The sequence below is a fragment of the Flagellimonas crocea genome, assembly GCF_033441595.1.
In the GTDB taxonomy this organism is placed as follows: domain Bacteria; phylum Bacteroidota; class Bacteroidia; order Flavobacteriales; family Flavobacteriaceae; genus Flagellimonas; species Flagellimonas crocea.
In genome coordinates this window covers 414,331-438,255 of sequence record NZ_JAUZVX010000001.1, presented here as the reverse complement: position 1 = coordinate 438,255, position 23,925 = coordinate 414,331, and the positions used below count along the sequence as shown (strand labels likewise).

Annotated in this window: 24 protein-coding genes; 8 read left to right on the top strand and 16 right to left on the bottom strand. The window is 39.7% G+C overall.

Annotated elements, in window-relative coordinates:
* Window positions 1-3 precede the first annotated feature (3 nt).
* From fabG to SD449_RS02020, 8 genes are all read right to left on the bottom strand, one after another.
* Window positions 4-753 (bottom strand): 3-oxoacyl-[acyl-carrier-protein] reductase, encoded by a 750-nt coding sequence (fabG, locus tag SD449_RS02055; protein ID WP_318308384.1) that lies wholly within the window; start codon window positions 751-753, stop codon window positions 4-6.
* A 107-nt stretch (window positions 754-860) separates the two neighbouring features.
* Entirely contained in the window at window positions 861-1,733 is an 873-nt protein-coding gene (gene sucD, locus SD449_RS02050) for a succinate--CoA ligase subunit alpha (protein ID WP_318308383.1), read from the bottom strand.
* 60 nt (window positions 1,734-1,793) lie between these two features.
* Entirely contained in the window at window positions 1,794-2,729 is a 936-nt protein-coding gene (locus SD449_RS02045; protein WP_318308382.1) for a UDP-3-O-(3-hydroxymyristoyl)glucosamine N-acyltransferase, read from the bottom strand.
* A 6-nt stretch (window positions 2,730-2,735) separates the two neighbouring features.
* Window positions 2,736-3,302 (bottom strand): elongation factor P, encoded by a 567-nt coding sequence (gene efp / locus SD449_RS02040; RefSeq protein WP_166248035.1) that lies wholly within the window; start codon window positions 3,300-3,302, stop codon window positions 2,736-2,738.
* A gap of 4 nt (window positions 3,303-3,306) precedes the next feature.
* Entirely contained in the window at window positions 3,307-4,092 is a 786-nt protein-coding gene (lpxA, locus tag SD449_RS02035) for an acyl-ACP--UDP-N-acetylglucosamine O-acyltransferase (RefSeq protein ID WP_108246092.1), read from the bottom strand.
* Complete coding sequence (locus tag SD449_RS02030) at window positions 4,093-5,505, bottom strand: bifunctional UDP-3-O-[3-hydroxymyristoyl] N-acetylglucosamine deacetylase/3-hydroxyacyl-ACP dehydratase (protein ID WP_318308379.1); 1,413 nt, start codon at window positions 5,503-5,505, stop codon at window positions 4,093-4,095.
* On the bottom strand, window positions 5,489-6,523 hold the full coding sequence (gene lpxD / locus SD449_RS02025) for a UDP-3-O-(3-hydroxymyristoyl)glucosamine N-acyltransferase (RefSeq protein ID WP_318308377.1): 1,035 nt from the start codon (window positions 6,521-6,523) through the stop codon (window positions 5,489-5,491). Before lpxD ends, SD449_RS02030 begins: the two co-directional genes overlap by 17 nt.
* Window positions 6,524-6,546: 23 nt before the next feature.
* Window positions 6,547-7,770 carry an HD domain-containing protein gene (locus SD449_RS02020; protein ID WP_318308375.1) on the bottom strand — a complete coding sequence of 408 codons (1,224 nt, stop codon included), beginning with the start codon at window positions 7,768-7,770 and terminating at the stop codon, window positions 6,547-6,549.
* Between the two features lie 37 nt (window positions 7,771-7,807).
* Between SD449_RS02020 and porX the strand changes: the two genes are divergently transcribed.
* From porX to SD449_RS01990, 6 genes are all read left to right on the top strand, one after another.
* Entirely contained in the window at window positions 7,808-9,352 is a 1,545-nt protein-coding gene (gene porX / locus SD449_RS02015) for a T9SS response regulator signal transducer PorX (RefSeq protein WP_318308374.1), read from the top strand.
* An 8-nt stretch (window positions 9,353-9,360) separates the two neighbouring features.
* The gene (tsaE, locus tag SD449_RS02010; RefSeq protein ID WP_318308373.1) at window positions 9,361-9,777 is read left to right on the top strand and encodes a tRNA (adenosine(37)-N6)-threonylcarbamoyltransferase complex ATPase subunit type 1 TsaE; all 417 of its coding nucleotides are present in this window, start codon (window positions 9,361-9,363) and stop codon (window positions 9,775-9,777) included.
* A 404-nt stretch (window positions 9,778-10,181) separates the two neighbouring features.
* On the top strand, window positions 10,182-10,733 hold the full coding sequence (locus SD449_RS02005; protein WP_318308370.1) for a hypothetical protein: 552 nt from the start codon (window positions 10,182-10,184) through the stop codon (window positions 10,731-10,733).
* Window positions 10,734-10,777: 44 nt separating this feature from the next.
* A complete protein-coding gene (locus SD449_RS02000) occupies window positions 10,778-11,977 on the top strand; it encodes an alanine dehydrogenase (RefSeq protein ID WP_318308369.1) in 1,200 nt (399 codons plus the stop codon).
* A 5-nt stretch (window positions 11,978-11,982) separates the two neighbouring features.
* Window positions 11,983-12,357, top strand: a complete 375-nt coding sequence (locus SD449_RS01995; RefSeq protein WP_318308368.1) for a DUF4258 domain-containing protein — start codon at window positions 11,983-11,985, stop codon at window positions 12,355-12,357.
* 106 nt (window positions 12,358-12,463) lie between these two features.
* On the top strand, window positions 12,464-14,170 hold the full coding sequence (locus SD449_RS01990) for a helix-turn-helix domain-containing protein (RefSeq protein ID WP_318308366.1): 1,707 nt from the start codon (window positions 12,464-12,466) through the stop codon (window positions 14,168-14,170).
* Window positions 14,171-14,208: 38 nt separating this feature from the next.
* On the opposite strand, the gene SD449_RS01985 is transcribed toward SD449_RS01990, so the two are convergent.
* The 5 genes from SD449_RS01985 to SD449_RS01965 all read right to left on the bottom strand — a co-directional run bounded on the left by SD449_RS01985 (window position 14,209) and on the right by SD449_RS01965 (window position 19,894).
* A complete protein-coding gene (locus SD449_RS01985) occupies window positions 14,209-16,404 on the bottom strand; it encodes a peptidase domain-containing ABC transporter (protein WP_318308365.1) in 2,196 nt (731 codons plus the stop codon).
* A complete protein-coding gene (locus tag SD449_RS01980; protein ID WP_318308364.1) occupies window positions 16,397-16,924 on the bottom strand; it encodes a peroxiredoxin family protein in 528 nt (175 codons plus the stop codon). Before SD449_RS01980 ends, SD449_RS01985 begins: the two co-directional genes overlap by 8 nt.
* A gap of 1 nt (window position 16,925) precedes the next feature.
* Complete coding sequence (locus SD449_RS01975; protein ID WP_318308363.1) at window positions 16,926-17,579, bottom strand: hypothetical protein; 654 nt, start codon at window positions 17,577-17,579, stop codon at window positions 16,926-16,928.
* Window positions 17,580-18,089: 510 nt separating this feature from the next.
* The gene (locus tag SD449_RS01970) at window positions 18,090-18,281 is read right to left on the bottom strand and encodes a hypothetical protein (RefSeq protein ID WP_318308362.1); all 192 of its coding nucleotides are present in this window, start codon (window positions 18,279-18,281) and stop codon (window positions 18,090-18,092) included.
* 440 nt (window positions 18,282-18,721) lie between these two features.
* On the bottom strand, window positions 18,722-19,894 hold the full coding sequence (locus SD449_RS01965; protein ID WP_318308361.1) for a proline dehydrogenase family protein: 1,173 nt from the start codon (window positions 19,892-19,894) through the stop codon (window positions 18,722-18,724).
* A 91-nt stretch (window positions 19,895-19,985) separates the two neighbouring features.
* Between SD449_RS01965 and aroB the strand changes: the two genes are divergently transcribed.
* Both aroB and SD449_RS01955 read left to right on the top strand, forming a co-directional pair.
* A complete protein-coding gene (aroB, locus tag SD449_RS01960) occupies window positions 19,986-21,041 on the top strand; it encodes a 3-dehydroquinate synthase (protein WP_318308360.1) in 1,056 nt (351 codons plus the stop codon).
* A gap of 94 nt (window positions 21,042-21,135) precedes the next feature.
* Window positions 21,136-21,459, top strand: a complete 324-nt coding sequence (locus SD449_RS01955) for a hypothetical protein (RefSeq protein ID WP_318308359.1) — start codon at window positions 21,136-21,138, stop codon at window positions 21,457-21,459.
* Window position 21,460: 1 nt separating this feature from the next.
* On the opposite strand, the gene SD449_RS01950 is transcribed toward SD449_RS01955, so the two are convergent.
* The 3 genes from SD449_RS01950 to SD449_RS01940 all read right to left on the bottom strand — a co-directional run bounded on the left by SD449_RS01950 (window position 21,461) and on the right by SD449_RS01940 (window position 23,679).
* A complete protein-coding gene (locus SD449_RS01950) occupies window positions 21,461-21,979 on the bottom strand; it encodes a DinB family protein (RefSeq protein WP_318308358.1) in 519 nt (172 codons plus the stop codon).
* Between the two features lie 17 nt (window positions 21,980-21,996).
* Window positions 21,997-22,476 carry an Lrp/AsnC family transcriptional regulator gene (locus tag SD449_RS01945; RefSeq protein ID WP_108246105.1) on the bottom strand — a complete coding sequence of 160 codons (480 nt, stop codon included), beginning with the start codon at window positions 22,474-22,476 and terminating at the stop codon, window positions 21,997-21,999.
* Between the two features lie 99 nt (window positions 22,477-22,575).
* Window positions 22,576-23,679, bottom strand: a complete 1,104-nt coding sequence (locus SD449_RS01940; RefSeq protein ID WP_318308356.1) for a M14 family metallopeptidase — start codon at window positions 23,677-23,679, stop codon at window positions 22,576-22,578.
* Window positions 23,680-23,925: the final 246 nt, after the last annotated feature.

The window sequence follows — 23,925 nt, the reverse complement described above, 5'->3', positions numbered from 1 at the left end:
CATTTATGTTAACATTCCACCATCAACATTCAATACCTGTCCTGTTATGTAGTCGGATAGGTCAGATGCCAAGAATACACATGCATTGGCAACATCTTCTGGACTTCCACCTCGTTTTAACGGAATGCCCTCTCTCCATCCTTGTACTACTTTTTCGTCCAGTTTCTCGGTCATTTCTGTTTCAATAAACCCAGGGGCAATGGCATTGCAACGGATGTTTCTTGATCCCAATTCCAAGGCTACGGATTTAGTAAAACCGATCATACCCGCTTTGGATGCTGCGTAGTTGGTTTGTCCAGCATTTCCTTTTACACCCACCACACTACTCATATTGATTATGGAACCTTTGCGCTGCTTCAACATAGTGCGTTGAACAGCTTTGGTCATATTGAAAACAGATTTCAGGTTGGTTTCGATAACCGTATCAAAATCATTCTCGCCCATACGCATCAACAAGTTGTCCTTGGTTATTCCCGCATTATTGATGAGTACATCAATTTTGCCATCAAAATCCTCCAAAACCTTGGCAACAAGTGCTTCAGATTCTTCAAAACTGGCGGCATTACTTTTATAGGCCTTGGCCTTTACGCCCATTTTGGACAGTTCTTTTTCCAATTCCAAGGCCGGGGCTTCGCTGGAACTGTATGTGAATGCGACATTGGCGCCGTGCTTTGCAAATACTTCGGCAATTCCTCTACCTATTCCCCGACTGGCTCCTGTTATAATTACGTTTTTCCCTTCCAAAAGTTTCATACAATGATTGTGTTTGAATGGTTAATGACCAAATATAGTTGTTGTTTTATGTTTAGACGAAAAAAAATCCCGCATAAAACGGGATTTAGTATGGTTTTAACGATTGGTTACCCAACCACTTCTTTCACTTTTAAACCGATTTCTGCGGGTGAATCCACCACGTGAATACCACAGTCGCGCATGATTTTTTTCTTGGCCTGGGCCGTATCATCGCTACCGCCTACAATGGCACCGGCATGTCCCATAGTACGTCCGGCAGGAGCTGTTTCCCCGGCAATGAATCCAACGACCGGTTTTTTACTTCCACTCTCTTTGTACCATCTTGCTGCTTCGGCTTCCAATTGGCCTCCAATTTCACCGATCATAACTACACATTCGGTTTCTGGGTCGTTGATCAAAAGCTCCACAGCTTGTTTTGTTGTGGTTCCGATAATGGGGTCACCACCGATTCCGATAGCCGTAGTAATTCCCAATCCTTGACGAACCACTTGATCAGCAGCTTCGTAAGTCAATGTTCCGGATTTGGAAACGATACCAACTTTTCCTTTTTTGAAAACGAATCCTGGCATTATACCAACTTTCGCTTCACCGGGAGTAATGACGCCAGGACAGTTTGGACCGATCAATGTGCAGTCCATGTCCTTGATGTAATCGTTGGCCTTTACCATATCCCCTACTGGAATTCCTTCGGTAATGGTAATGATTACTTTGATTCCTGCATCGGCAGCTTCCATAATGGCATCGGCAGCAAATGCGGGCGGAACAAAAATAATTGTGGTGTCGGCACCAACTTCTTTTACAGCTTCTTCAACTGTGTTGAAAACTGGTTTTCCCAAATGTTCTTGACCACCTTTTCCGGGGGTCACACCACCAACCACGTTGGTTCCGTATTCAATCATTTGTTCGGCATGAAATGTTCCTTCACTACCGGTAAATCCTTGTACAATTATGTTTGAATCCTTGTTTACTAAGACGCTCATATGTTTTACTTAATCTAGATACAAAAATATGGTTTACTAAAGTTTTTATCTATTGATTTGTTAAATCTTTTTTACTTTTTCCAAGATTTCAGGAATCTTTTTGACGGCTGCGATTTGTTTTAGCTTTTCTCTGGACTCCTCCGCAGGAGATCCAAAATAGGTTTTATTGCCCTCCAGTGATTTGGAAACCCCAGATTGCGCCAAGATAATGGCTTTTTTACCTATCGTAGCCCCACTGGTTATCCCGACCTGCCCCCAAAGGGTTACTTCGTCCCCGATAATGCAACAGCCCGCTATTCCAACATGGGAAGCAATCAAACATTTTTTTCCAATGACCGTATCGTGCCCCACTTGAATCTGATTATCCAGTTTGGAACCTTCTTTAATTGTTGTTGAAGCTGTTACCCCTCGGTCAATCGTGCACCCGGCACCAATATCCACGTTGTTCTCGATTACAACGTTTCCACCGGAAAGCAACTTGTCAAACCCTTCTGGTCTGTTCTTGTAGTAGAACGCATCGGCACCCAAAACGGTTCCGGCATGGATGGTGACATTGTCGCCGAGGATACATCCATCATAAATGGTTACGTTCGGATGGATCACGCAGTTTTTACCAATTTTTACGTGGTTGCCAATGAATGCATTGGGCTGAATAACGGTTCCCTCCCCTATCTCTGCTGATTCAGCTATTGATGCAGCCGCAGTTTGAAAAGGTTTGAAATGACGGGTCAATTTGTTGAAATCCCTGAAAGGGTCATCGGAAACGAGCAATGACTTCCCTTCCGGGCATTCAACTTCTTTGTTGATGAGCACCACCGTTGCCTTTGATTGAAGGGCTTTATCATAATATTTGGGATGATCCACAAATACGATGTCCCCTTCTTCCACCACATGGATTTCATTCATACCGAGTACAGGAAAATTTTCATCCCCGACAAAATCGGCAGCAATGATTTCCGAAATTTCCTTTAAAGTATATGTTTTAGGGAATTTCATTCCAAGCTATTCTTTCGCACGTTCCAAGTAAGCTCCCTTTTCAGTATCAATTTTAATCTTGTCACCCTCATTGATGAAAAGAGGCACATTAATACTCGCTCCTGTTTCAACGGTAGCCGGCTTGGTTGCATTGGTTGCCGTGTTTCCTTTGACACCGGGTTCGGTGTGCGTTACTTCCAATACTACACTTGCAGGCATTTCAACAGAAAGTGGCATATTGTCCTCGGCGTTGAAAATGATTGTGACGACTTCGCTTTCTTTTAGCAAATCGTATGCATCAAGAGCATCCCTTTGCAAAGCAATCTGTGTGTAATCATCCGTATTCATGAAGTGATAGGTCTCACCTTCGTTGTACAGAAACTGGTAGCTTCGGGTTTCCACACGGACATCCTCTATCTTATGTCCTGCGGAAAAAGTGTTATCTATCACTTTTCCGGTAGTGACACTTTTCAATTTGGTTCGGACAAATGCAGGTCCTTTACCAGGTTTAACATGAAGAAATTCTACAATCTTGTAGATATCGTGATTGTACCTAATGCACAATCCCTTTCTTATATCAGAAGTACTTGCCATAAATTTAATTTGAACTGAAATAACCTTTCATAATTCCACGTTGCGAATCTCTTATAAATTGAAGGATTTCATCTCTCTCGGGAGTTGCTTCCATCTCAGCTTCAATAATGGATGCCGCTTGGGAATTGTTATAGTTTTGTTGATAAAGTAGTCTGTAAATATTTTGGATTTCCCGAATCTTATCCGATTCGAAACCTCTTCGCCGCAATCCAATGGAATTGATCCCTACGTAGGATAAAGGTTCTCTTGCTGCTTTTACGTATGGAGGCACATCTTTACGCACCAAAGAACCACCTGTTACAAAAGCGTGGTTTCCAATGGAAACAAACTGATGCACAGCAACCATACCTGCCAAAACCACATTCTGACCGATGGTAACATGACCTGCCAAAGTGGAGTTGTTACTGAAGATACAGCCATCGCCCACAAAACAATCGTGTGCGACATGGCAATAGGCCATAATCAGACAATTATTTCCTATCACCGTTTTCATCCTATCGGAAGTACCTTTGTTAATCGTGGCACATTCCCTGATTGTTGTATTGTCACCAATTACAACTGTTGTCTCCTCACCCTGATATTTAAGGTCTTGAGGCATTGCGGAAATGACGGCCCCTGGAAAAATACTGCAGTTTTTCCCGATTCTGGCACCTTCCATAATGGTTACATTGGAACCTATCCAAGTTCCCTCTCCGATGGTTACATTATTATGTATGGTCGTGAAGGGTTCGATCACCACATTTTTGGCGATTTTTGCTCCTGGATGTACATATGCTAGAGGTTGGTTCATCTACGAATCTGTATTTTTTGTTTTTACGATCTGTGCCATCAACTCCGCCTCGGAAACCAATTTTCCGTTGGCGTACGCATAGGCCTGCATGTGGCAAATTCCCCTACGTATGGGAGATATCAAATCGCATTTAAATATTAAAGTGTCTCCCGGAACTACCTGTTGTTTAAATTTCACCTTATCAATCTTCATAAAAAAGGTAAGGTAGTTCTCCGGGTCGGGAACCGTGCTGAGCACAAGGATTCCTCCAGTTTGGGCCATGGCCTCAACTTGGAGTACGCCGGGCATAACAGGTGCTCCTGGAAAGTGACCTACGAAAAATGGTTCGTTCATCGTCACGTTTTTGACTCCCACCACATGCGTGTCGGAGAGTTCCAATATCTTATCGACCAAAAGGAAGGGTGGACGGTGCGGCAGGCGCTCCATTATTTGGTTCACGTCCATCAAAGGTTCTTGGTGCAGATCATAGCTGGGGACCTTGTTCCTTTTTTCGATTTTGGCTATTTTGGAAAGTTTCTTTGCAAATTGTGTATTTACAAAATGCCCGGGTTTATTGGCAATCACTTTTCCCTTGATACGTGTACCGGCCAAGGCAAGATCTCCGATAACATCCAACAACTTGTGACGTGCCGCTTCGTTTGGATGGTGAAGTGTGAGGTTATCCAAAATACCGTTGGGTTTTACCGAAAGTTTTTTCTTGTTGAAGGCCTTTTCCAATTTTTTCATGGTGGATTCGGATATTTCCTTGTCCACATAAACAATGGCATTATTGAGGTCGCCTCCCTTGATCAGACCGTTTTCCAACAGCATTTCTAGCTCATGAAGAAAACTGAAGGTACGTGAATCTGCTATTTCCTCTTTAAAATCGGACATTTTTTCCAAAGTCGCATTTTGAGTGCCCAAAACCTTTGTTCCAAAATCCACCATCGTGGTCACTTGGTATTCGTCCGCAGGGATTATAGTGATTTCGCTTCCGGTGGTTTCATCTTTATAGGATATCACATCTTTTACCACATATTCTTCACGCTCTTGGTCTTGTTCCACAATGCCAGCTTCTTCCAAAGCTTGCACAAAAAACTTGGAAGAACCGTCCATAATTGGAGGCTCCGGTGCATCCAGTTCAATCAGAACATTGTCAATATCCAATCCCACCAGTGCAGCGAGTACATGTTCGGAAGTATGGATCTTTACGCCGTTCTTCTCCAAATTGGTTCCCCTCTGGGTATTTACCACATAATTGGCATCCGCCTCGATTATGGGTTCACCTTCCAAATCAATTCTTTTGAATGCATACCCATGGTTTGCATCTGCTGGAAGAAAGCTCATGGTCACGTTTTCGCCTGTATGCAGTCCTACACCTTGTAGCGTTACTTTTTTGGCTATGGTGCGTTGTTTGTTACTTGGTTTGCTCACCTTCAACTTTTTTTTCTAGGTTGGAGATTTGATTTGCCAACTTCGGCAAATTCTTAAAGTGTACATATGATTTGTTGAAGTCCCCATAGTTCAAGGCTGGCGATCCTTGGAGCACTTCGTCATCTTTAACGTTTCTTCCGATTCCGGATTGGGCCTGTATGCGGACCCTATCACCAATGGTGATGTGCCCTACGATACCTACTTGCCCGCCGATCAGACAGTTTTTCCCTATCTTGGTGGAGCCTGCAACCCCGGTTTGGGCCGCTATGGCAGTATTTTCACCAATTTCCACATTGTGCGCTATTTGGATCTGATTATCCAATTTCACACCTTTTCTCAATATCGTGGAACCGAGCGTTGCACGGTCAATGGTGGTACCCGCTCCAATGTCCACATTGTCTTCAATGATGACATTTCCTGTTTGAGGTACCTTGCTGTATTCTCCGTTCGAATTTGGGGTAAATCCAAATCCATCCGCACCGATAATGGCTCCTCCATGTACAACACAGTTGTTGCCAATAACGGTTTCCGAATATATTTTTGCCCCAGCGAACACAATCACGTTGTTTCCTATGATCACATTGTCGCCAATGTAGGCGTTGGGATAAATTTTGACGTTGTCGCCAATGGTAACGTTTTCGCCCAAATAGGCAAAAGCACCAAGATAAAAGCCCTCTCCATATTTTGCGCTTTGCGAAACATGGCACGGGTTTTCAATTCCTACCTTATTGTTTTTGACCTGATTGTAGTACTCCAACAATTTGGAAAAGGATTTATAGGCGTCGTCCACTTTGATCAATGTAGTGGACAGTGATTGTTCAGGGACAAAGTCTTTATTTACTATGGTAATGGATGCCTTAGTGGAATATATATAGGATGTGTATTTTGGATTGGCCAAAAAGGTCAAAGAACCTTGTTCGCCCTCTTCAATTTTCGACAATTTATGGACAGCGATTTGAGGATTTCCCTCAACTTCCCCCTCTAAGATTCCGGCAATTTGGGTAGCTGTAAATTTCATTGGTGCAAAAGTAACAAAATTTGTCAAACGGCTTTCTTTGGATAACAGCTATAATATTTGGTGACGGTTTTGGCCAATGCTTTTAGGCTAAGTTGGTCCGACTCCTTTAAAACATCTGAAATTCTTCCGTTCTTTTTTAAAATTTGAATGGCCTTTTCTTTGCTGTAGGCTTTGTTGGAGATTTCTCCCTGAAACACAAAATTGGAGGCTTCTTCAAGTGTAAGATCATGCTTTTCCATGATCCAATCCAATTTTTCCTTGATTTTTTCATCTGGCATTGGTTTCTTTTTCACTTTTACGTGCAAAAGTTTCCTGTCCAAGATCATTTTACAGAGCTTGGAAAGCACAAAATCATCGTGATGCTGCCAGTTTTTCAAAGCCCCTAGGATATCGATATCGTCCAGTTCGGCAAAAGTTTCCAAAACCTCGGCCCCAAAATCCAGTGACCCATTATTTTTCAGAAAAAACAACAAGGACTGGCTTGCCGGAAGTTGCTCCCCTTCAATCAAAAGCAATCTTGCTCGTTGCATGATCCGGACCAATAGTTGTTCCGCTACTAATCCTGTTTTATGAAGATATACCTGCCAGTACATGAACCTGCGTGCCATCAAGAATTTTTCGACGGCATAAATGGCCTTCTCCTCCACTACCAGATTGCCTTCCACAACGTTCAGCATGGAAATGAGGCGCTCCGAATTGATGTTCCCTTCCGTGACACCAGAATAAAAACTGTCCCTCTTCAGGTAATCCAAACGGTCCATGTCCAATTGACTGGACACGAGTTGGTTCAGAAATGGTTTGGGATAGTCCCCCCGAAAAATCGAGATTGCCACATCCAGTTCGCCATTAAACTCCTTGTTCAACTCCATCATAAATCGAAGGGAAATTTTTTCGTGGCTTATTTCCTTGGCCACAAAACCTTCCAGTGCATGCGAAAATGGTCCATGGCCAATATCGTGAAGCAAAATGGCGCACAACAGGCCTTTTTCTTCCTCAGTAGTTATTTCTACTTCTTTTAGCCTCAGGACCTGTATGGCCTTCGTCATCAAATGCATGCTTCCCAAAGCGTGGTGGAACCGGGTGTGGTGCGCACCTGGATATACCAAGAAAGAAAGCCCCATTTGGGAAATTCTCCTCAGCCTTTGAAAGTAAGGATGCGCGATTAGACTAAAGATTAGTTCGTTGGGAGTTCCAATAAAACCGTAAATTGGATCGTTGAAAACATTAAGTTTATTGGTTTTTACCAAGGATTTTTGTTTTAATTCCCACAAAGATAACTACTATATGAACAAGATAACAATTCTTTGGGTCGATGATGAGATAGACCTTCTAAAACCACATATATTATTTCTTGAAAGCAAGAACTACAAAGTGGTCACCAGCCAGAGTGGACAAGATGCCATTGAGGAGATCAAGGAAACGTTTTTCGATATTGTTTTTTTGGACGAGAATATGCCCGGCCTATCCGGTTTGGAAACCCTTACCGAGATAAAAAAATATGATGCTTCCATCCCCGTGGTAATGATCACCAAAAGTGAAGAGGAATACATTATGGACGAGGCCATTGGGTCCAAAATCGCCGACTATCTTATAAAACCTGTCAATCCTAATCAAATTCTGCTCTCATTGAAAAAGAGCTTGGACAACTCCCGTTTGGTGTCGGAAAAAACCACGGCGAACTACCAACAGGAATTTCGAAAAATTGCCATGGACCTTTCCATGATAAACACTTATGAGGAATGGGTGGAACTTTACAAAAAATTGATCTATTGGGAACTGGAGCTGGAACAAATCGAAGATTCTGGGATGTTCGAGATATTGGAATCCCAAAAGGTGGAGGCCAATGCACAGTTCAGTAAATTCATAGACAAAAATTACAAAAGCTGGTTCCAAGATGGGGATGCCCCGGTAATGTCGCACACGCTTTTCAAAAATAAAATCCAACCCGAACTGGAAGACAACAAAACGCTATTGGTGGTCATCGATAATTTAAGGTACGACCAATGGCTGGCCTTTGAGAAAACCCTCTCCGTCCATTACAAGAAAAAGCAGGAATGTGCTTATTTCAGTATTCTGCCCACGGCTACACAATATGCCCGTAACGCCCTTTTTTCGGGCCTGATGCCCTCCGAAATGGAAAAAAGATATCCGGATTGGTGGAAAAACGATACGGATGATGGGGGGAAAAATCTTTTTGAGTCCGATTTTTTAGGGGAACAGCTCAAGCGATTGGGATTCAGTTTCAATTGGGAATACCATAAAATAAACAACCTGAAACAGGGGAAACAACTGGCCCAAAATTTCAAGTCGCAAAAGGACAACGACCTTACAGTGGTCGTCTATAATTTCGTGGATATGCTCTCCCATTCCAAGACCGAAATGGAAGTGGTAAAGGAACTGGCATCCAACGATAAGGCCTATAGATCTCTAACGCTGAGCTGGTTCAAAAACTCTCCCTTGTTGGAAATCATTCAACAGGCACAAAATCTTGGTATGAAGCTGATATTGACCACGGATCATGGGACCATCAACGTAAAACAGCCCTCCAAAGTAATCGGGGACAGGGAAACCAGTTTGAACTTGCGCTACAAAACCGGTAAGAGCTTGACCTATCAGGACAAGGATGTGCTTGCCACGAAGAATCCGCAAGAAATCCATTTGCCCAATATCAACCTGAGCAGCAGTTATATCTTTGCCAAGAACGATCTCTTTTTTGCGTACCCTAACAACTATAACCACTATGTGGGATATTACAGAAACACCTATCAGCACGGGGGCGTGTCTTTGGAAGAAATGATCGTTCCGTTTGTAGTTTTGGACCCTAAATAAATATGATTTTGAAAAAAACCTTTCAACTGGGACAAATTAAAGATGTAGCCAAGGAATTACTACAAGAAGTCCCGAACAAAGTCCTTTGTTTTTATGGCGACATGGGAGTGGGCAAAACCACCTTGATCAAAGCTATGGTACTAGAACTCGGTGCCGGAGATGTGGCCAATAGCCCTACTTTTGGGCTCGTTAATGAATATTCCGGACATAATGATGCCCCATTGGCCTATCATTTTGATTTTTACCGAATCAACGATGAAATGGAGGCGCTGGATATGGGATTTGAGGATTACTTGAATTCAGGCGCCTGGTTGTTTATAGAATGGCCGGAAAAAATTTCATCGCTGTTGCCCGATGATTCCGTGGGCATATTCCTGCGCTTTATCGAGGAAAACACACGTTCAATCGAGTTAAATATTTCTTAAAGGTCAATCACTCTATCTTCAAAAGCAATTATTGTACAGAGCAAGTCATTTTCGATAAAGCGTTTATTTTTTACGTTAAAAAACAAATTTTATCGATTAATGGTAGGGATAGTTGAGATATTTTCCTACATTTGTTCTGTGAATGAATTCATTTATTAACCAAAAACTCTTTTACGATGAACACTAAAAAAGTTTTTTTTGGATTGCTAGCTGTTGCATTTTTGGCAATGACCGCTGTATCTACTACAGTTACCTTTGACGACAATCAAACAGTAAGCATTGAGAAGAAGAAGCTAGTTAGAATCTAAGTTTAACTTCTTATCCAACAACCGCTTAACCCCTTTTTTTATAAGAAGGGGTTATTTTTTTACAATATTCCTGGATTTTTTGAGTTTACAAAAGTGATGAGCAAAAAGTCTACGGTAAGAAAACGATTTATAATAGAAGGTGCTGTTGCGTTTATAATTGCAATAACTCCCTTATTGTTTTATTGTTACAAATATCTTCCTATCCCCCCCGGTAGTACAACTTGGACCTATTTTGGAATCGAGTTCAAAGAGAATAATTTTGGTGAGGTAGCTACCGCCATCTATTATTACTTTAACAAGTTTGTTCCCTTATTACTATTGGTGATTTGGTTTGTGACTTCCAAAAACTGGTGGTACCATGCCATTTTAATACCGTTGTCTATGTACAGTTTTCAATTGTTCACTGCATTAAACTACTCCAATAGTGAGCGAATTGATGAGAACGAAATCCTCTATGTTGTGGCTGTTACCATGGTGGTTGTACCTGTGGTATATTTTATCAGGATAAAACTGGTGGACAAGCACGTGCATGGCATCGACTTGGACGCTATGGATACCGAACTTCAAATACTGAAGGAGAAAGAAGAATTGCGCAAGGAACGCGAGAAACTGGAACGGCGTCAAAAGACCGTTTCAAAAAAAATGTAAATTTGCTCAGATACCTCATGGTATTTTGAATAGATTTACCCCTTATGAGCCAAACTTCCTCGCCTTTTAGCAAACAGCAATTGCTGCCCCAAGAAGAAACCCTGGAGATCGTAAAACAAAAAGGAGAACTTTTTATTGGTATCCCCAAGGAAAACCAATATCAAGAAAAGCGGGTATGTCTTACACCGGATGCTGTCAATGCCATTACGGCACATGGGCATCGGGTACTTATAGAGTCAGGTGCCGGTGAGGGGGCCAATTTTTCAGATTTGGATTATACCAATGCAGGGGCCGAGATTACCAGGGACACCAAGAAAGTATTCTCCTGCCCTATTATTTTAAAGGTGGAGCCTCCTACGCTTTCGGAAATTGATTTTATAAATCCGCAGACTATCGTGATCTCTGCCCTGCAGATAAAGACCCAGAAAAAGGATTATTTTGAGGTAATGGCCAAAAAAAGGCTTACCGCCATTGCTTTTGAATACATCCGTGATGATGATGGCAACTACCCTGCCGTACGGTCGTTGAGCGAGATTGCCGGGATATCTTCGATTTTGATCGCTTCGGAACTGATGTCCAACCCCAATACGGGCAATGGGTTGATGTTCGGGAACATCAGTGGTGTGCCCCCAGTGGAAGTCGTGATCATAGGTGCAGGTACCGTAGGGGAATTTGCGGCGCGGTCGGCTTTAGGGCTCGGGGCCAATGTCAAGGTTTTTGACAACTCCATCAGTAAGCTCCGCAACCTACAGACCAACTTGAACCAAACCTTGTACACTTCTACAGTGCAGCCTAAAAATTTGATAAAGTCCTTAAAGCGCTGCGATGTTGCCATTGGCGCCACACGGGGCAAAGACCGTTCGCCCGTTGTGGTTTCGAGCTCAATGGTGGAAAATATGAAAAAAGGAGCTGTGATTATTGATGTGAGCATTGATATGGGAGGCTGTTTTGAAACTTCGGAAGTGACATCCCACACCAAACCCACCTTTGAAAAATATGGTGTTGTACACTACTGTGTGCCCAATATTCCATCCCGATATCCTCGGACATCCTCCGTCTCCATCAGTAACATTTTTACCCCATATTTATTGAAAATTGGGGAAGAAGGCGGGCTTGAACATTCTCTCCGATTTGACAAAGGATTACGCAACGGCCTGTATATGTACCATGGTATTCTGACCAACAAATCTGTGGGCGATTGGTTTGGCCTAAGCTATAACGATATTAACTTTCTTATTTTTTAACTTGAATGGCATTTTTAAAACGATTGGGATGGTACTTGGTTGGACTGTCCATTGGATTGATATTTTTGGTTTTTATCTTGAAGAAAAAATCAGGTGAAGAGGGATTGGATTTCTGCTATTTGCCAAATTGTAGGGTGCTCAAGGACATGCGCTCCAAACCTTTTTCCTTTTCGGGGTCTGTTCCAAAACAATACCAGGATACCTTATTGATTCAATCGTTTTTAAAAGATGGCCATGTAGATTTTGGCAAGAGCGACACCAAATCCGAACCATGCAAAACGTATTACATTTCCCATGAGTACAAGGGTGAGGAATTGGAATTGCTCGCCAAGAATTGTGAGGATGGGGTCACATTACAAAGCGTGAAGGAAATCGATTGATGATATCTGCAAGGCATTGGTCAACTCATATGGACCATACATCAATTAACAGGTGAATTTTTATTTTCAAAAGCATATATTTCCTACTTTTTAACTTTAATCTAGTATGAAATTTGTTTTGGTCAAAGAATTTAAATTAACTCTATGCCTTCTTCTTAGCAGTGCGGTTTTCTGCTGGGCTCAAAACAAGGACACCTATTCGGGAGATTTATCCAACCTTACCTATGATGAACTCTATGACATTATGGTTTCCGATGCCGATTCTCTTTATCTGGAAAATGCCTTTTCTGTTTATGTAGAAAAAGCCAAAAATAATCAAGATACTTTGGAATTAGCTCAGGCGCATCGACTTCACTCATATAATCTTGGCTTTCCAGAAAGTTTGCAAAGTTTGGACTCGTCAATTAATATAGCCAAAAAAATCAAAAACAAAGACTTAAGACAATTTGAGAAGTTCATGTCTTTAGCTTTTTACACTAAGGCTAGTATTTTATATCAAAATTATCAAGATGAAAGAGCAGTAGATGCTTTTATTAAAAGTTTTGATTACTCAAAAAAAACCAACAATAAAGATTTAACTATCAGAACATTGTCTATTCTGGCGAGTATAAAGGCTGAATTTGGACAGGAAAGTGAAGCTATTTTACTTCAAAAAAGAACTTTGAGATTTTTAGAAGAAAATCGAGATGAACTAATAGAATACGACGATTTAAAATTGGATATCCTGTCAAGAACCGCAAGATGTTATGCTTACAATATGGAAATTGATTCTGCCCATGCATACGCTAATCAGGCTTTAGAAATTTCCAAAGGATTAAATAGAGTTTCGATTGTTTCTGGACTTAAAGTACTTAAAGCACAATTAGAATACTATGCTGGTGATATTGTTAAAGCAAAAAAGGTACTAGAGTATTATGTAAAAGATGAAAAAGGGACATCTAAAGCCGATACTCAATTTTACCTTGGCATGATAGAGGGTAAGCTAGGCAATTTGAATGGCAAAAAAGAGTATTTTGAATCGTACGATAGCATAATGAAAAAATTCAATTATCCTCTATATGATAACTCCAATGAAGTTTACCACTTTCTCTTAAAGGAAGCAGTAAACGATGGAAATACCGGTTTGGCCGACCACTATTTAAACAGGGTTGTTTATTATGACAGTTTACTCTTGATCACTCAAAAAAACCTACGTGAGATAACCCTAAAAAAGTTTGACCTCCCTATGCAAGAGGAAGAAAAAGAATTGCTGGGAAACATTATATCGTCGAAATCCAAGTGGCTGACATGGTTATATGTAATGTGCGGATGTATGCTTATAGGTTTGACGGCCTATTTTATAAAATACAAAAGGACGAAAAATCGGCTGGCTCGTTTAATGGGTGGCAGTCTAACACTTGAAAAAACCGATGTCTCAAAGGAAAGTAATGATCAATTGGATGAGGATACGGTCTCCAAAGTTTTGCAAAGTCTTGATGATTGGGAAAAGAAGGAAGGGTTTTTGGAAAATTCGTTGACACAGCAGTCCTTGGCAAAAGAGCTAAATACCAATAGTTCCTATTTATCCAAGGTAATCAACGCTTATAAGAATAAAAACTTTGCAAGTTACCTAAAAGATGTTCGGATTACTTATGCGATAAATCATGTAAAGGAAAATCCGGAGATAGTCAAAACCAAATCTATGATTCAGATAGCCGAAATGTATGGATTTAACTCCCTAAACGTTTTTACAAAAACGTTTAAAGATAAAACTGGGGTAACGCCAGGGGTGTTTTTTAAGAAGGTTTTGGAGGATGAGTGGAGGGGGACCTAACATGTTAAATCTTGCAAAAGAAAATTAAGACCTTATTCCTAATCTATGAGACTCGGCATATTTTGCTTTAGTTCGGTCCAAAAATCGCTGTAGAAGTTTTTTGACTCCATTAGCTTGCCATGATTTCCAGAATCCGAAACAATACCGTCTTCTATAACATAGATTTTATGCGTAATTTTGGGTAAGGAATGTAGTCTGTGAGAGATAAAAATCACGGTTAATTCAGATTTTAATTTATTGAGTAAGTTCAACACAAACTGCTCTGTTTTTCTATCCATTGCAGATGTAAATTCATCTAACAATAGTACTTGCGGTTTTTTGTATAAAGCACGCATTAAGGCAATGACTTGTTTTTGCCCGCCGGAAAGATTGATACCCTCCTCCCCAAGAATTGTAGTATAGCCTTGAGGTAAAGAGTTGATAAAATTCTCAAAACCATAATCTCGACAAAATTTTACAATATTATCAGGATTATCTTCTTTTCCTAAAAGGATATTGGAAATGACATTACCTCCAAAAATGGTAACATCTTGAGGTACAACGCCCAAAATGTTACGCCAATCTTTTGTGTTTATTTCGGTAAGGTTATATTGATTATTTACGATTATCGCCCCATTTTCGAATGGATAAAATTTTTGAAGTATTTGTCCCAATGTACTTTTACCACTTCCGCTTTCCCCAACAATAGCAACACATTCGTTTTTATTGATTGTAAGACTAATGCTTTTCAATAACTGACTTCTACCTGCAAAACGGAAGGATAAGTTTGTAATTTCAAGGCATTTAAATTCTTCAATATCCAAACTTCCTGCACTTTCTTTTTTTACAGAAGCAAACTCATACATTCTATTAAAGGCCACTTTGGCCTCGTTTATGGGAATAGTGATTAATGCTAAACTCGCTATTGAAGGCAACAAACTACCGGCAATACCCAATATTGCCATTAATTCACCCAACTGCATGGTATCTTCATAGACATGGATAGCTGAATACGTTAAAACCCCAATTAAAAATAATACACTAAAAACACCTGAGAATATTGATAAGCGTACATTTATTTTGCCAAGATCAAAAGCTTTTTCCTGATAGTTACCATATATAAGTTGGTTGATTTTTTGAAAAATGGGCTGCCCATTTTTATTTTTTATTGCTGCTATACCCTGCATTGTGGTGATGTAGTTGCTCTCACTGAAAGCATAACTTTGCATTACTTCCTTTTGTGCGTTGATAATACGTTTGTTAAAGCGATAAATTAAGATAAAATAGAATGGTAAGCTAATGAAAGCTATTAAGCCCGTTTGCCAAGAATAGTAAAACAAAAAGATTAGGGACACTATGGCTACCAACGCATTGATAACCACATTGCCTACAATTTGACTGATAACACGTTGTACACGTTGGGTATCATTAAGACGTGCTACTAATTCACCAATTTTACGAGTGTCAAAAAAAGGCTTTGGAAGATTTAATAGTGACGAGTAAAAACTGTCTATAATGCGATTATTAAAATCTCTTGTTTGGCGGATTAAAAAATAATCCCTTAAAGCTGTTAATAATACTCTTACCAACAATAGAAAAGCAACCAACGCTACACCAGTAATAAGTTTGTTGATATCTTTTGCGGGTAAAATGTCATCGATCATCTTTTGAGAGAAAATGGCCATTGCCATTCCAAGAATCGCAATTCCCACCCCAAGCAATACACTAAATGACAAAATCCTGTAATCTTCTTTCAACAGTTTTAAAAACCATTGTTTTCTGTCGTTTCTTTTTGTTTCTTTTTTTACAAAAGTCTCTTTTGGTGTTAATGTTAAGCAAGTTTCGGACTTCCAGATGGATTCCAATTCTTCCCTGGTATAGTTTAAGATACCCTTTGCTGGGTCACCAATGATAAACTTGCCATTGATATACCCATAGCAAACTATATAATGCTGTAAACGACCTTCAATGACAACGTGTAATATTAAAGGCTCTCCATGGTCTATTAGGGCTTGGGTATCCGCTTCGTTGCCTTGTGCCGTAAACTCCAATTGATTGGCAGCCTGAAATAACCCCAACAGTGTGGTTCCTTGCTTGGTTGTTCCACTCAGCTCGCGTAGCTTTTCCAAGGAGCTCGAACCGTCGTAAAATTGGATGAGTGATAATAAACACGCAACACCGCAATCTGATTGATCCTGCTGTAATACAAATGTTTGCTCTATCAACTTACGGGATATCGTTACTTTCTCAGCCATCACCATGCAACGCTCTTAATATTCCATTAGCATTTAGTTGCCCTTTATGTTTTTTGATGAGTTTTTGATTTTTATCATAAATCAAAATGTATGGAATTGTCGTGGCATCAAACAGCGTATTAAATAAACCATCCTTATCCTGAAGGAAGGTGATGTTTTGTTTATTGTGTAGATTATAATGTTCAGAAAATTGTTGAACGGCTCCAAGGGATTCAGTTGAAACAAATAAGATTTGTACGTCTTTAAATTGATTCAAATTTTCACTAATGCTTTGCGCCTCGTGTTGGCAAAATTCACATTCACTGTTAAAATACAGGAATACCGTATACAAGTTTGGTTTAAGATTACGATTGGTAAAAACTTTTTGATTTACTGTCAGCAGTTCAAATACTGGGACGGTTTTTAACTGTTGGGCAATGGTGTTTTTTTCGCCGACTTTAACTACAATGCCGTAAATGAAATATGATAACAAACCAAAAACTGACATTATAACAAAAAAAAGAATATACTTTTTTCGCATTTTAATTTAAATTTAAGGTAAAAAACATGACACTGATTACCCAAATCAATAGTCCTACACCATAACTGCTTGCAACAATTTTTATCCCGGTATTCTTATTTTCAGGGGTCTTTAACGTTTTATCTAAATTATAAGCAAGGATGATCCAATAAAAAACTTCAAAAACATTGATTATTTGCAAAGGGTAAATCCACCAAATACCCAAATCCTTATATTCCACTAAATTTGATAATGATAATGGGTAAAAAAGCTGTAGGTCTTTTAGGTCATAATTTTTTTGAAAATAAGAAAACCAAATAGTTTTAAATAATACCGGTAATAGTAAAATATATTCAGCCTTAACGACAATACCAAAGAGAGCCTTATAATCAATTTCCTTGCCATAAAGATAGCAGCCAAAATCAAGTATAAAGGATATAAGCAAAATTTTACATAGAAAGAAAACGGGTATTAAAAAATAACCAAAAGTATCAATTTGCTTTCTTACTTTTAAAAAGTTTTCAAAATCTCTACCAACAAGATTAATCAAAAATTCCTTGTCATATAGAATTATGTTCGAAATATACGTGAGGGATAGATACAATCCTACAAGTAAAATAAATCTTACTGGGCTGTTTTTTGCCAGACCAAAGTTTTTTGAAGCTAAAACAGACATCTAATTTTGACTTAACCAATTGGATATTTGTAACTTCTTAAAATAAAAACTGGAATAAAAATGAAGTAATGAAACAATAGTCCAACAGAAAATTATAATAAGTACTGAGGTTAAAAAAGCCAAATGATTATTGTTTATCTGTAAATCCTTCCATGAATATAATATCAATAAATAAATCACTAGCAAAGTTGCAAATATCGGAAGCATGGAAGTATATGAATAAAGACTATTCATATTTAGTTTAATTAATCCTGTCAAAAAATTTAGACGCGTTAATTTACCTTCCATAATAATCTTACCTTCGACAAATGTTACACATAAACTAAGCGATTTACTTACTTTAATGATAATTGAATCTCCTTCTAAAGTATACTCCTCGTTAAAAAGCTCTAATTTGTCAATAAGCTTATTTTTGTTTAAATCTTTCATAAAATATTCTTACATATAATTTTTTAGTGGATTACAAATATCGATTCCTTAAAGAAAGGAATCGATATTTGCTAAGATTTCTCATTTTCCTTCACATGTGTCCGACGCAGCAGCCGTTAACGAACAGGCTACTCCCCATAGAGCACCAACTGGCCCAAGCGCCATGGTAAATGCAGCCCCGGAAATAAAACAACCTCCGATAACACCAATCTCACATTTTGACAAACCGCCACCATGCAATTTTTCCATATTTGAAGAATCAATTTTTTTCATAAAAATATTTTTTTAAGTTATGCCACTCAAAGTTAAAATTAGGATTAGAAATTGTGAATGGCGTTAGCAATTTCTTCACCTTTTTATTCAATGAACACTTATTTCTTTTCTAAACTGTTGTTCCCTCTTTATAATCAACATGACATTTTCCATATTCGAGCATTGCCCAGATATGTATACCATAATGACGAGAATGGTAATTATGATTATTCCATACAAAATATCGCCAATTTCCCATGGGAAATAACCCATTATGTAGAGGAAAGCCTTAATCATTTCTTTTGCCAAAATTTGCATGGACTAAATGTCCCCACAAAAGACAAAAACTGCAAATGAAGATCTATGGGATTTATAAATATGAAGTCTGATTTATAAATCAGTATTTATTTTTAGGTGGAATACCTGAATTAGGGAAGAAAATATTTTAGATAAGCGAAGCGTTAAGAATCCAACTTCCTGCGCTTCCGTTCTTTGGTAATCAAAGCCAGTTCCCGTGAGGTTTGCCCAGCGACCGAAGTATTCTCCTCCGCCCTTCTGATCAAATAGGGCATTACGTCCCTCACAGGCCCGTAGGGTATGTACTTTACAGAGTTATATCCATGGGCGGCCAAGTTGTAGGTAATGTGGTCGCTCATTCCGAACAACTGTCCAAACCAAATACGGTCATCGTTGGAGTCAATGCCCCGTTCCTCCATTAAATCCACCAAGCGAAGCGTACTTTTCTCGTTGTGCGTACCCGCAAAAATAGTAAAGTATCCCAAGTTCTCCATCATATAATCAATGGCGGCATCAAAATTTTCATCTGTCAGCCTCTTGTTTTCACAAATGGGGCTTTTGTATTCTTTCTCTTCGGCCCTATCGTTCTCCTTTTCCATATAGGCACCACGGACTACCTTGGCCCCTATTTTGAATCCTTCTTCCTCCGCCAATTTGTGAAGCTTCACGATATATCCCATTCGGTCCCAGCGATACATTTGAAAAGTATTGAAAACAACGGCCTTTTCTTTATTGTATTTGCGCATCATTTCCAAAACCAGATCATCAGCGGCCTCTTGCATCCAACTTTCTTCGGCATCGATCAATAACGCAACATCCAACTGATGTGCTTTTTGGCAAACCTTCTCAAACCTGTTTACAATCCTGCCCCACTCCGCTTTCTCATCTTTCGTCAATTCCACACCTGCGGTCACTTTTTCGAATAATTTAAAACGTCCGAAACCCGTAGGTTTGAAAACCGCAAAGGGCATGGCATCTTTCTCCTTTACAAAATCAAGGATCTCCAAGGTTTTTTCCATGGTAAAATCGAACTGATTGTCCACGGATTTTCCTTCGGCCGAATAATCCAAAATGGAATACACCCCGTTCCCGTACATGTTATCGATTATGGGAAGACAGTCTTCTTCGTTCACACCTCCACAAAAATGGTCGAATACCGTGGCCCTTATCAGCCCCTCCACCGGAAGATGTGCCTTGATGGCAAAATTGGTCATTGCGGTTCCAATCCGAACCAATGGCTCCATAGAGATCATTTTAAAAAGAAAGTAGGCTCGCTCCAACTGCGAGTCAGATTTTAGCTCAAAAGCTATTGCAGTATTCTCAAAATTAGGTCGCATTCTTTGATATCCATTAAAGATTCAAAGATAAGTACGCAAACTAGAACAGTATATATAAAAATAATCTTTATTTAGCGGTGTAATTGAATTTATGGAATCGGTTAAATCACAGTCCTACGAGGTACACATCAACGAATTGGCAGAAGCTGCTCTTAACCAGCATGTTGTTAAAAACAGTTACTCCAAAATATTTCTTTTGGTGGATGAGAACACCAAACAACATTGTTTTCCCATTTTTAAGAAAAAATTCAACGGTCCGGTAGATTACATATTGGAAATAAGGTCAGGGGAAGAAAACAAGCATATCCATACCTGCTTGCAACTTTGGGAGGACCTCTCCAATATGGACGGGGACCGCAAGAGTTTGTTGATCAATTTAGGGGGCGGTGTGCTTACCGATTTGGGCGGATTTGTAGCATCCACCTTTAAGCGGGGCATTGATTTTATAAACATCCCTACCACCCTGCTCTCCATGGTGGACGCCTCCGTTGGAGGCAAGACCGGTGTGGACCTAGGTTCGCTAAAAAACCAGATAGGCGTGATCAATCAACCGCAAATGGTTCTTGTTTTTCCTGAATTTTTGGAAACGCTGGATGAACGACAATTAAAAAGCGGATATGCCGAAATGTTGAAACACGGGCTTATCAAGGACAAAAGTTACTGGAACGACCTCATTGCCGAAGGCAATTTTACCGAGGCTTCCTGCATTCAAAAGTCCATTGGCATTAAAAATGAAGTCGTACTGCAGGACCCTACAGAACAAGGATTGCGGAAAATTTTAAATTTTGGACATACCTTGGGCCACGCCATTGAATCGTATTTTTTGGAAAGCGACCACAAAAAAACGCTGTTGCACGGTGAGGCGATAGCCATAGGCATGATTCTGGAGGCCTATTTATCGCACGAGCTAAGGGGACTTTCCAAAGTATCCTTGGAGGAAATCAAGAAAGCTTTTTTGGTCCATTTTGAAAAAGTAGAGTTTAGCCAGAAGGATATCGATACCATTCTAAAATTACTGAAGTACGATAAAAAGAATTCCCATGGGAATGTAAATTTTGTACTGCTTCAATCCATTGGCGATGCGGTCACCGATATCAAGATTCCCGAAGAAATGTTTCAAAAGGCATTTGCTTACTACCACGAATAATCGTTTCGTATACTTTTTACATTGGTTTACAACTATTTGAATCCTTCAAATTCAAAAATTCCTAGTTTAGGAATGCTTTTAACACAGGACCATTATGAGACGGATTTTGATAGATTACAAAAAATTGGACCACAAGGTCGCGGCCATTTTAATCGACACCTATCCCTACGGATATGGAGACGACGACATTATCACCATTAAAAAACCGGATGGGGAAATCATCGAAGCTGTAGAGGTTAGAACAACGGATACCATTTATTTGGTAAAGATAAGTAAGAGCCTCTCACAATTTATTTCAAATTTTGAAGAGACCATAGACAAGGAACTGGATAAAGAACTGGTTGCTCCGGATTTTGAAGAAGGCTCCTTGGAAGATTTACAAACTTCCGTTGAGGATATGGAAAACGAGGAATATTGATCTAGTTCAAATATCGTTTCCGTAAGATACCTACATGGTGGGACTGATGCCCGCTGATTATGAACCCGATTGCCCTTACGCTCATTTTTGAGCCGCTCACTACTCCTACCCTTTTAAGGGCGGTTTCGTCCAATGACTTAAAAAGTGCTATCGTGGAATTTCTGACAGCCGCATATTCTTCGATCAAATCCTGAGCGGACCGTTCCGCCGCATTGGAATGCGGCACGTACTCGTCCTGATCAAACCCCGGCAGTTCCGTTTTATCGTTTCGTGCAATTCGAAGGGCACGATATTGAAAAATCCTTTCGGTATCCAATATGTGCAACAACGCCTCTGCCAAGGACCATTTGCCCTCGGCGTAAGCGTAATCAAGTTTTTTTTCTGGGATTTCTTCCAAAAGGGACAAAAAGACATCCCTTCCTGATGTTAATTCTTCGACCAGACCCACATTGCCCAAGGCCATGATATAGGTATGGTAAAAGGGATTGTATTCAGATGATGGAAGTTCTGAAAGCAGCATCTATTTTTTTGATGGAATTACAGCTCGTTGAAGATGGTGTGCATCAAACGTCTCTTGTCGTTAATGCTCTCCTCCAAGGAAATCATAGTTTCCGTTCTGCTGATACCTTCTATATCGTCAATCTTAAAAATGATGTTTTTGGCGTGTGTGGTATCCCTGGCGCGAATTTTACAGAAAATATTGAATTTTCCGGTAGTAATGTGGGCCACGGTCACGTAGGGAATCTGGCTCAATCTTTCCAAAACAAACTTGGTCTGATGTGTTTTTTCCAAGAAAATACCGACGTACGCGATAAAGGAGTACCCTAATTTGACGTAGTCAAGGGTAAGTGAGGAACCTTTTATGATTCCGGACTCCTCCATTTTTTTGACTCGGACATGAACCGTACCGGCAGAAATCAGCAATTTCTTTGCGATATCCGTAAACGGTGTACGGGTGTTATCTATTAACATATCCAATATCTGGTGATCTATCTCGTCTAGCTTAACTTTGTTCATTACATTAAATTTAGCAGCAAAAGTAGTTAAAAAAGGAAATTTACGTAATAAAAATGGTTATTTTTTAAATAATGTGCAAGAAGAAACGAGAAACGGTCGTTATTTATTGATATTCAGTATCAAATCCAATAATTGCTTTTGATTGGTTGAAAAGCCAAAATCCTTGGTATCAACACATTCAATGGTTTCATGTCCGTAAAATCCTTCAAGCTTCCCTATTTCGGCTATTTCTAGTTTGAAAATAACCTTTCCTTTATCCAATACCTCTTTAAATCGAATTCCGACACGATTTCCCGGTTCAATTGCAGCGTTGACTACCTCTGGATTGCTTATCAATACGTCAAAAAGCAGCTTTTTGTTTCCCGGAATAGTAAAATAATCTCCTGTTTTGTAGGTGTCGATTTCATCCCGTGCTATCGTTTTCAATGCCTCCAACATGGAGAGAAAGATAAGCTTCCTTGTCTCTTCGCGCTCATAATCCTGCGGATAATGCCCCGATTCGAATAATATGGTGGGGACCCCTAGCATCTGTAAGGTATCGCCAATACAATTATCGTTAAAGTCATCATCGTACCTGCCTATCTGTCCCGGGATCTCTTTCTGCAGCATTGAATCCATGGCCACAATAAGCTTCATGGCCACCTCACGGCTCGGGGTGATATGTCGCTCCTTGTTGCTTGCCGGGGACAAAAAAGATACAGTTGCAGGCCTATTGGAATTTCCAGCACTGAACAGGGTACGTTGATCATGTAGATTAAAACAAAAATGCGGTTTAAATGAATCAAACAATTTTCTAAAAGCGATACTTTCAGGTTGTGTCAGGTTTTTGGCATCCCTATTCAGGTCCACTCCGTTGCTATTCTCTCGGGTGTACATATTTGCCCCGTCAGGGTTCAGCATGGGAACTATCATCAGCGTGCACTCCGTTGAAATAGTTTCCGCCAAAGTATCCTTAGATTGTAGGTAATTGACCAAATCCCAAACGGCCTTGGTAGTAGTTGATTCATTGCCGTGCATTTGGGACCACATAAGAACACGTCTGTCCCCAAAACCTAATTTGAAGGCCTTTATCGGAATACCTTCAACGGAATGGCCAATGGTCTCGGTAGGCGTATCGAGCTTATTAAAACAAGTTTGCAGAGCATCCATGTTAAGGTACCTGCCTTGAATGGATTTCTCTTTATGCAATGAATAATCAACCATTGGGATTTTAATTAAAGTTTACAAAAGTAAACATCCTATAATTTACAAATGTAACTGCGTAAAATATCATAATTGTGACAATCATAAACATTCATTTGTTTGTTTGTACTATATTTCACTATTGTAAACAGGTTCTTATATTACAATCATAAATAACTATTATTCAATATTTTGTACAGTGTCAAATCAACCTATAGTTTTACATTTTTGAAATCACTATGGTGTAATTATAATGTTTTGTGCGCT

Excerpts from the sequence above, each read along its gene's own strand:
- SD449_RS01940 (WP_318308356.1), bottom strand. The coding sequence starts at position 23,679 with ATGGTTGATTATTCATTGCATAAAGAGAAATCCATTCAAGGCAGGTAC.
- SD449_RS02005 (WP_318308370.1), top strand. The coding sequence starts at position 10,182 with ATGAGCAAAAAGTCTACGGTAAGAAAACGATTTATAATAGAAGGTGCT.
- SD449_RS01955 (WP_318308359.1), top strand. The coding sequence starts at position 21,136 with ATGAGACGGATTTTGATAGATTACAAAAAATTGGACCACAAGGTCGCG.
- lpxD (WP_318308377.1), bottom strand. The coding sequence starts at position 6,523 with ATGAAATTTACAGCTACCCAAATTGCCGGAATCTTAGAGGGGGAAGTT.
- SD449_RS01950 (WP_318308358.1), bottom strand. The coding sequence starts at position 21,979 with ATGCTGCTTTCAGAACTTCCATCATCTGAATACAATCCCTTTTACCAT.
- sucD (WP_318308383.1), bottom strand. The coding sequence starts at position 1,733 with ATGAGCGTCTTAGTAAACAAGGATTCAAACATAATTGTACAAGGATTT.
- SD449_RS01975 (WP_318308363.1), bottom strand. The coding sequence starts at position 17,579 with ATGTCTGTTTTAGCTTCAAAAAACTTTGGTCTGGCAAAAAACAGCCCA.
- SD449_RS01985 (WP_318308365.1), bottom strand. The coding sequence starts at position 16,404 with ATGGCTGAGAAAGTAACGATATCCCGTAAGTTGATAGAGCAAACATTT.
- SD449_RS02000 (WP_318308369.1), top strand. The coding sequence starts at position 10,778 with ATGAGCCAAACTTCCTCGCCTTTTAGCAAACAGCAATTGCTGCCCCAA.
- efp (WP_166248035.1), bottom strand. The coding sequence starts at position 3,302 with ATGGCAAGTACTTCTGATATAAGAAAGGGATTGTGCATTAGGTACAAT.
- SD449_RS02045 (WP_318308382.1), bottom strand. The coding sequence starts at position 2,729 with ATGAAATTCCCTAAAACATATACTTTAAAGGAAATTTCGGAAATCATT.
- SD449_RS01995 (WP_318308368.1), top strand. The coding sequence starts at position 11,983 with ATGGCATTTTTAAAACGATTGGGATGGTACTTGGTTGGACTGTCCATT.
- SD449_RS01970 (WP_318308362.1), bottom strand. The coding sequence starts at position 18,281 with ATGAAAAAAATTGATTCTTCAAATATGGAAAAATTGCATGGTGGCGGT.
- SD449_RS01980 (WP_318308364.1), bottom strand. The coding sequence starts at position 16,924 with ATGCGAAAAAAGTATATTCTTTTTTTTGTTATAATGTCAGTTTTTGGT.
- SD449_RS01945 (WP_108246105.1), bottom strand. The coding sequence starts at position 22,476 with ATGAACAAAGTTAAGCTAGACGAGATAGATCACCAGATATTGGATATG.
- porX (WP_318308374.1), top strand. The coding sequence starts at position 7,808 with ATGAACAAGATAACAATTCTTTGGGTCGATGATGAGATAGACCTTCTA.
- fabG (WP_318308384.1), bottom strand. The coding sequence starts at position 753 with ATGAAACTTTTGGAAGGGAAAAACGTAATTATAACAGGAGCCAGTCGG.
- SD449_RS01990 (WP_318308366.1), top strand. The coding sequence starts at position 12,464 with ATGAAATTTGTTTTGGTCAAAGAATTTAAATTAACTCTATGCCTTCTT.
- aroB (WP_318308360.1), top strand. The coding sequence starts at position 19,986 with ATGGAATCGGTTAAATCACAGTCCTACGAGGTACACATCAACGAATTG.
- lpxA (WP_108246092.1), bottom strand. The coding sequence starts at position 4,092 with ATGAACCAACCTCTAGCATATGTACATCCAGGAGCAAAAATCGCCAAA.
- SD449_RS01965 (WP_318308361.1), bottom strand. The coding sequence starts at position 19,894 with ATGCGACCTAATTTTGAGAATACTGCAATAGCTTTTGAGCTAAAATCT.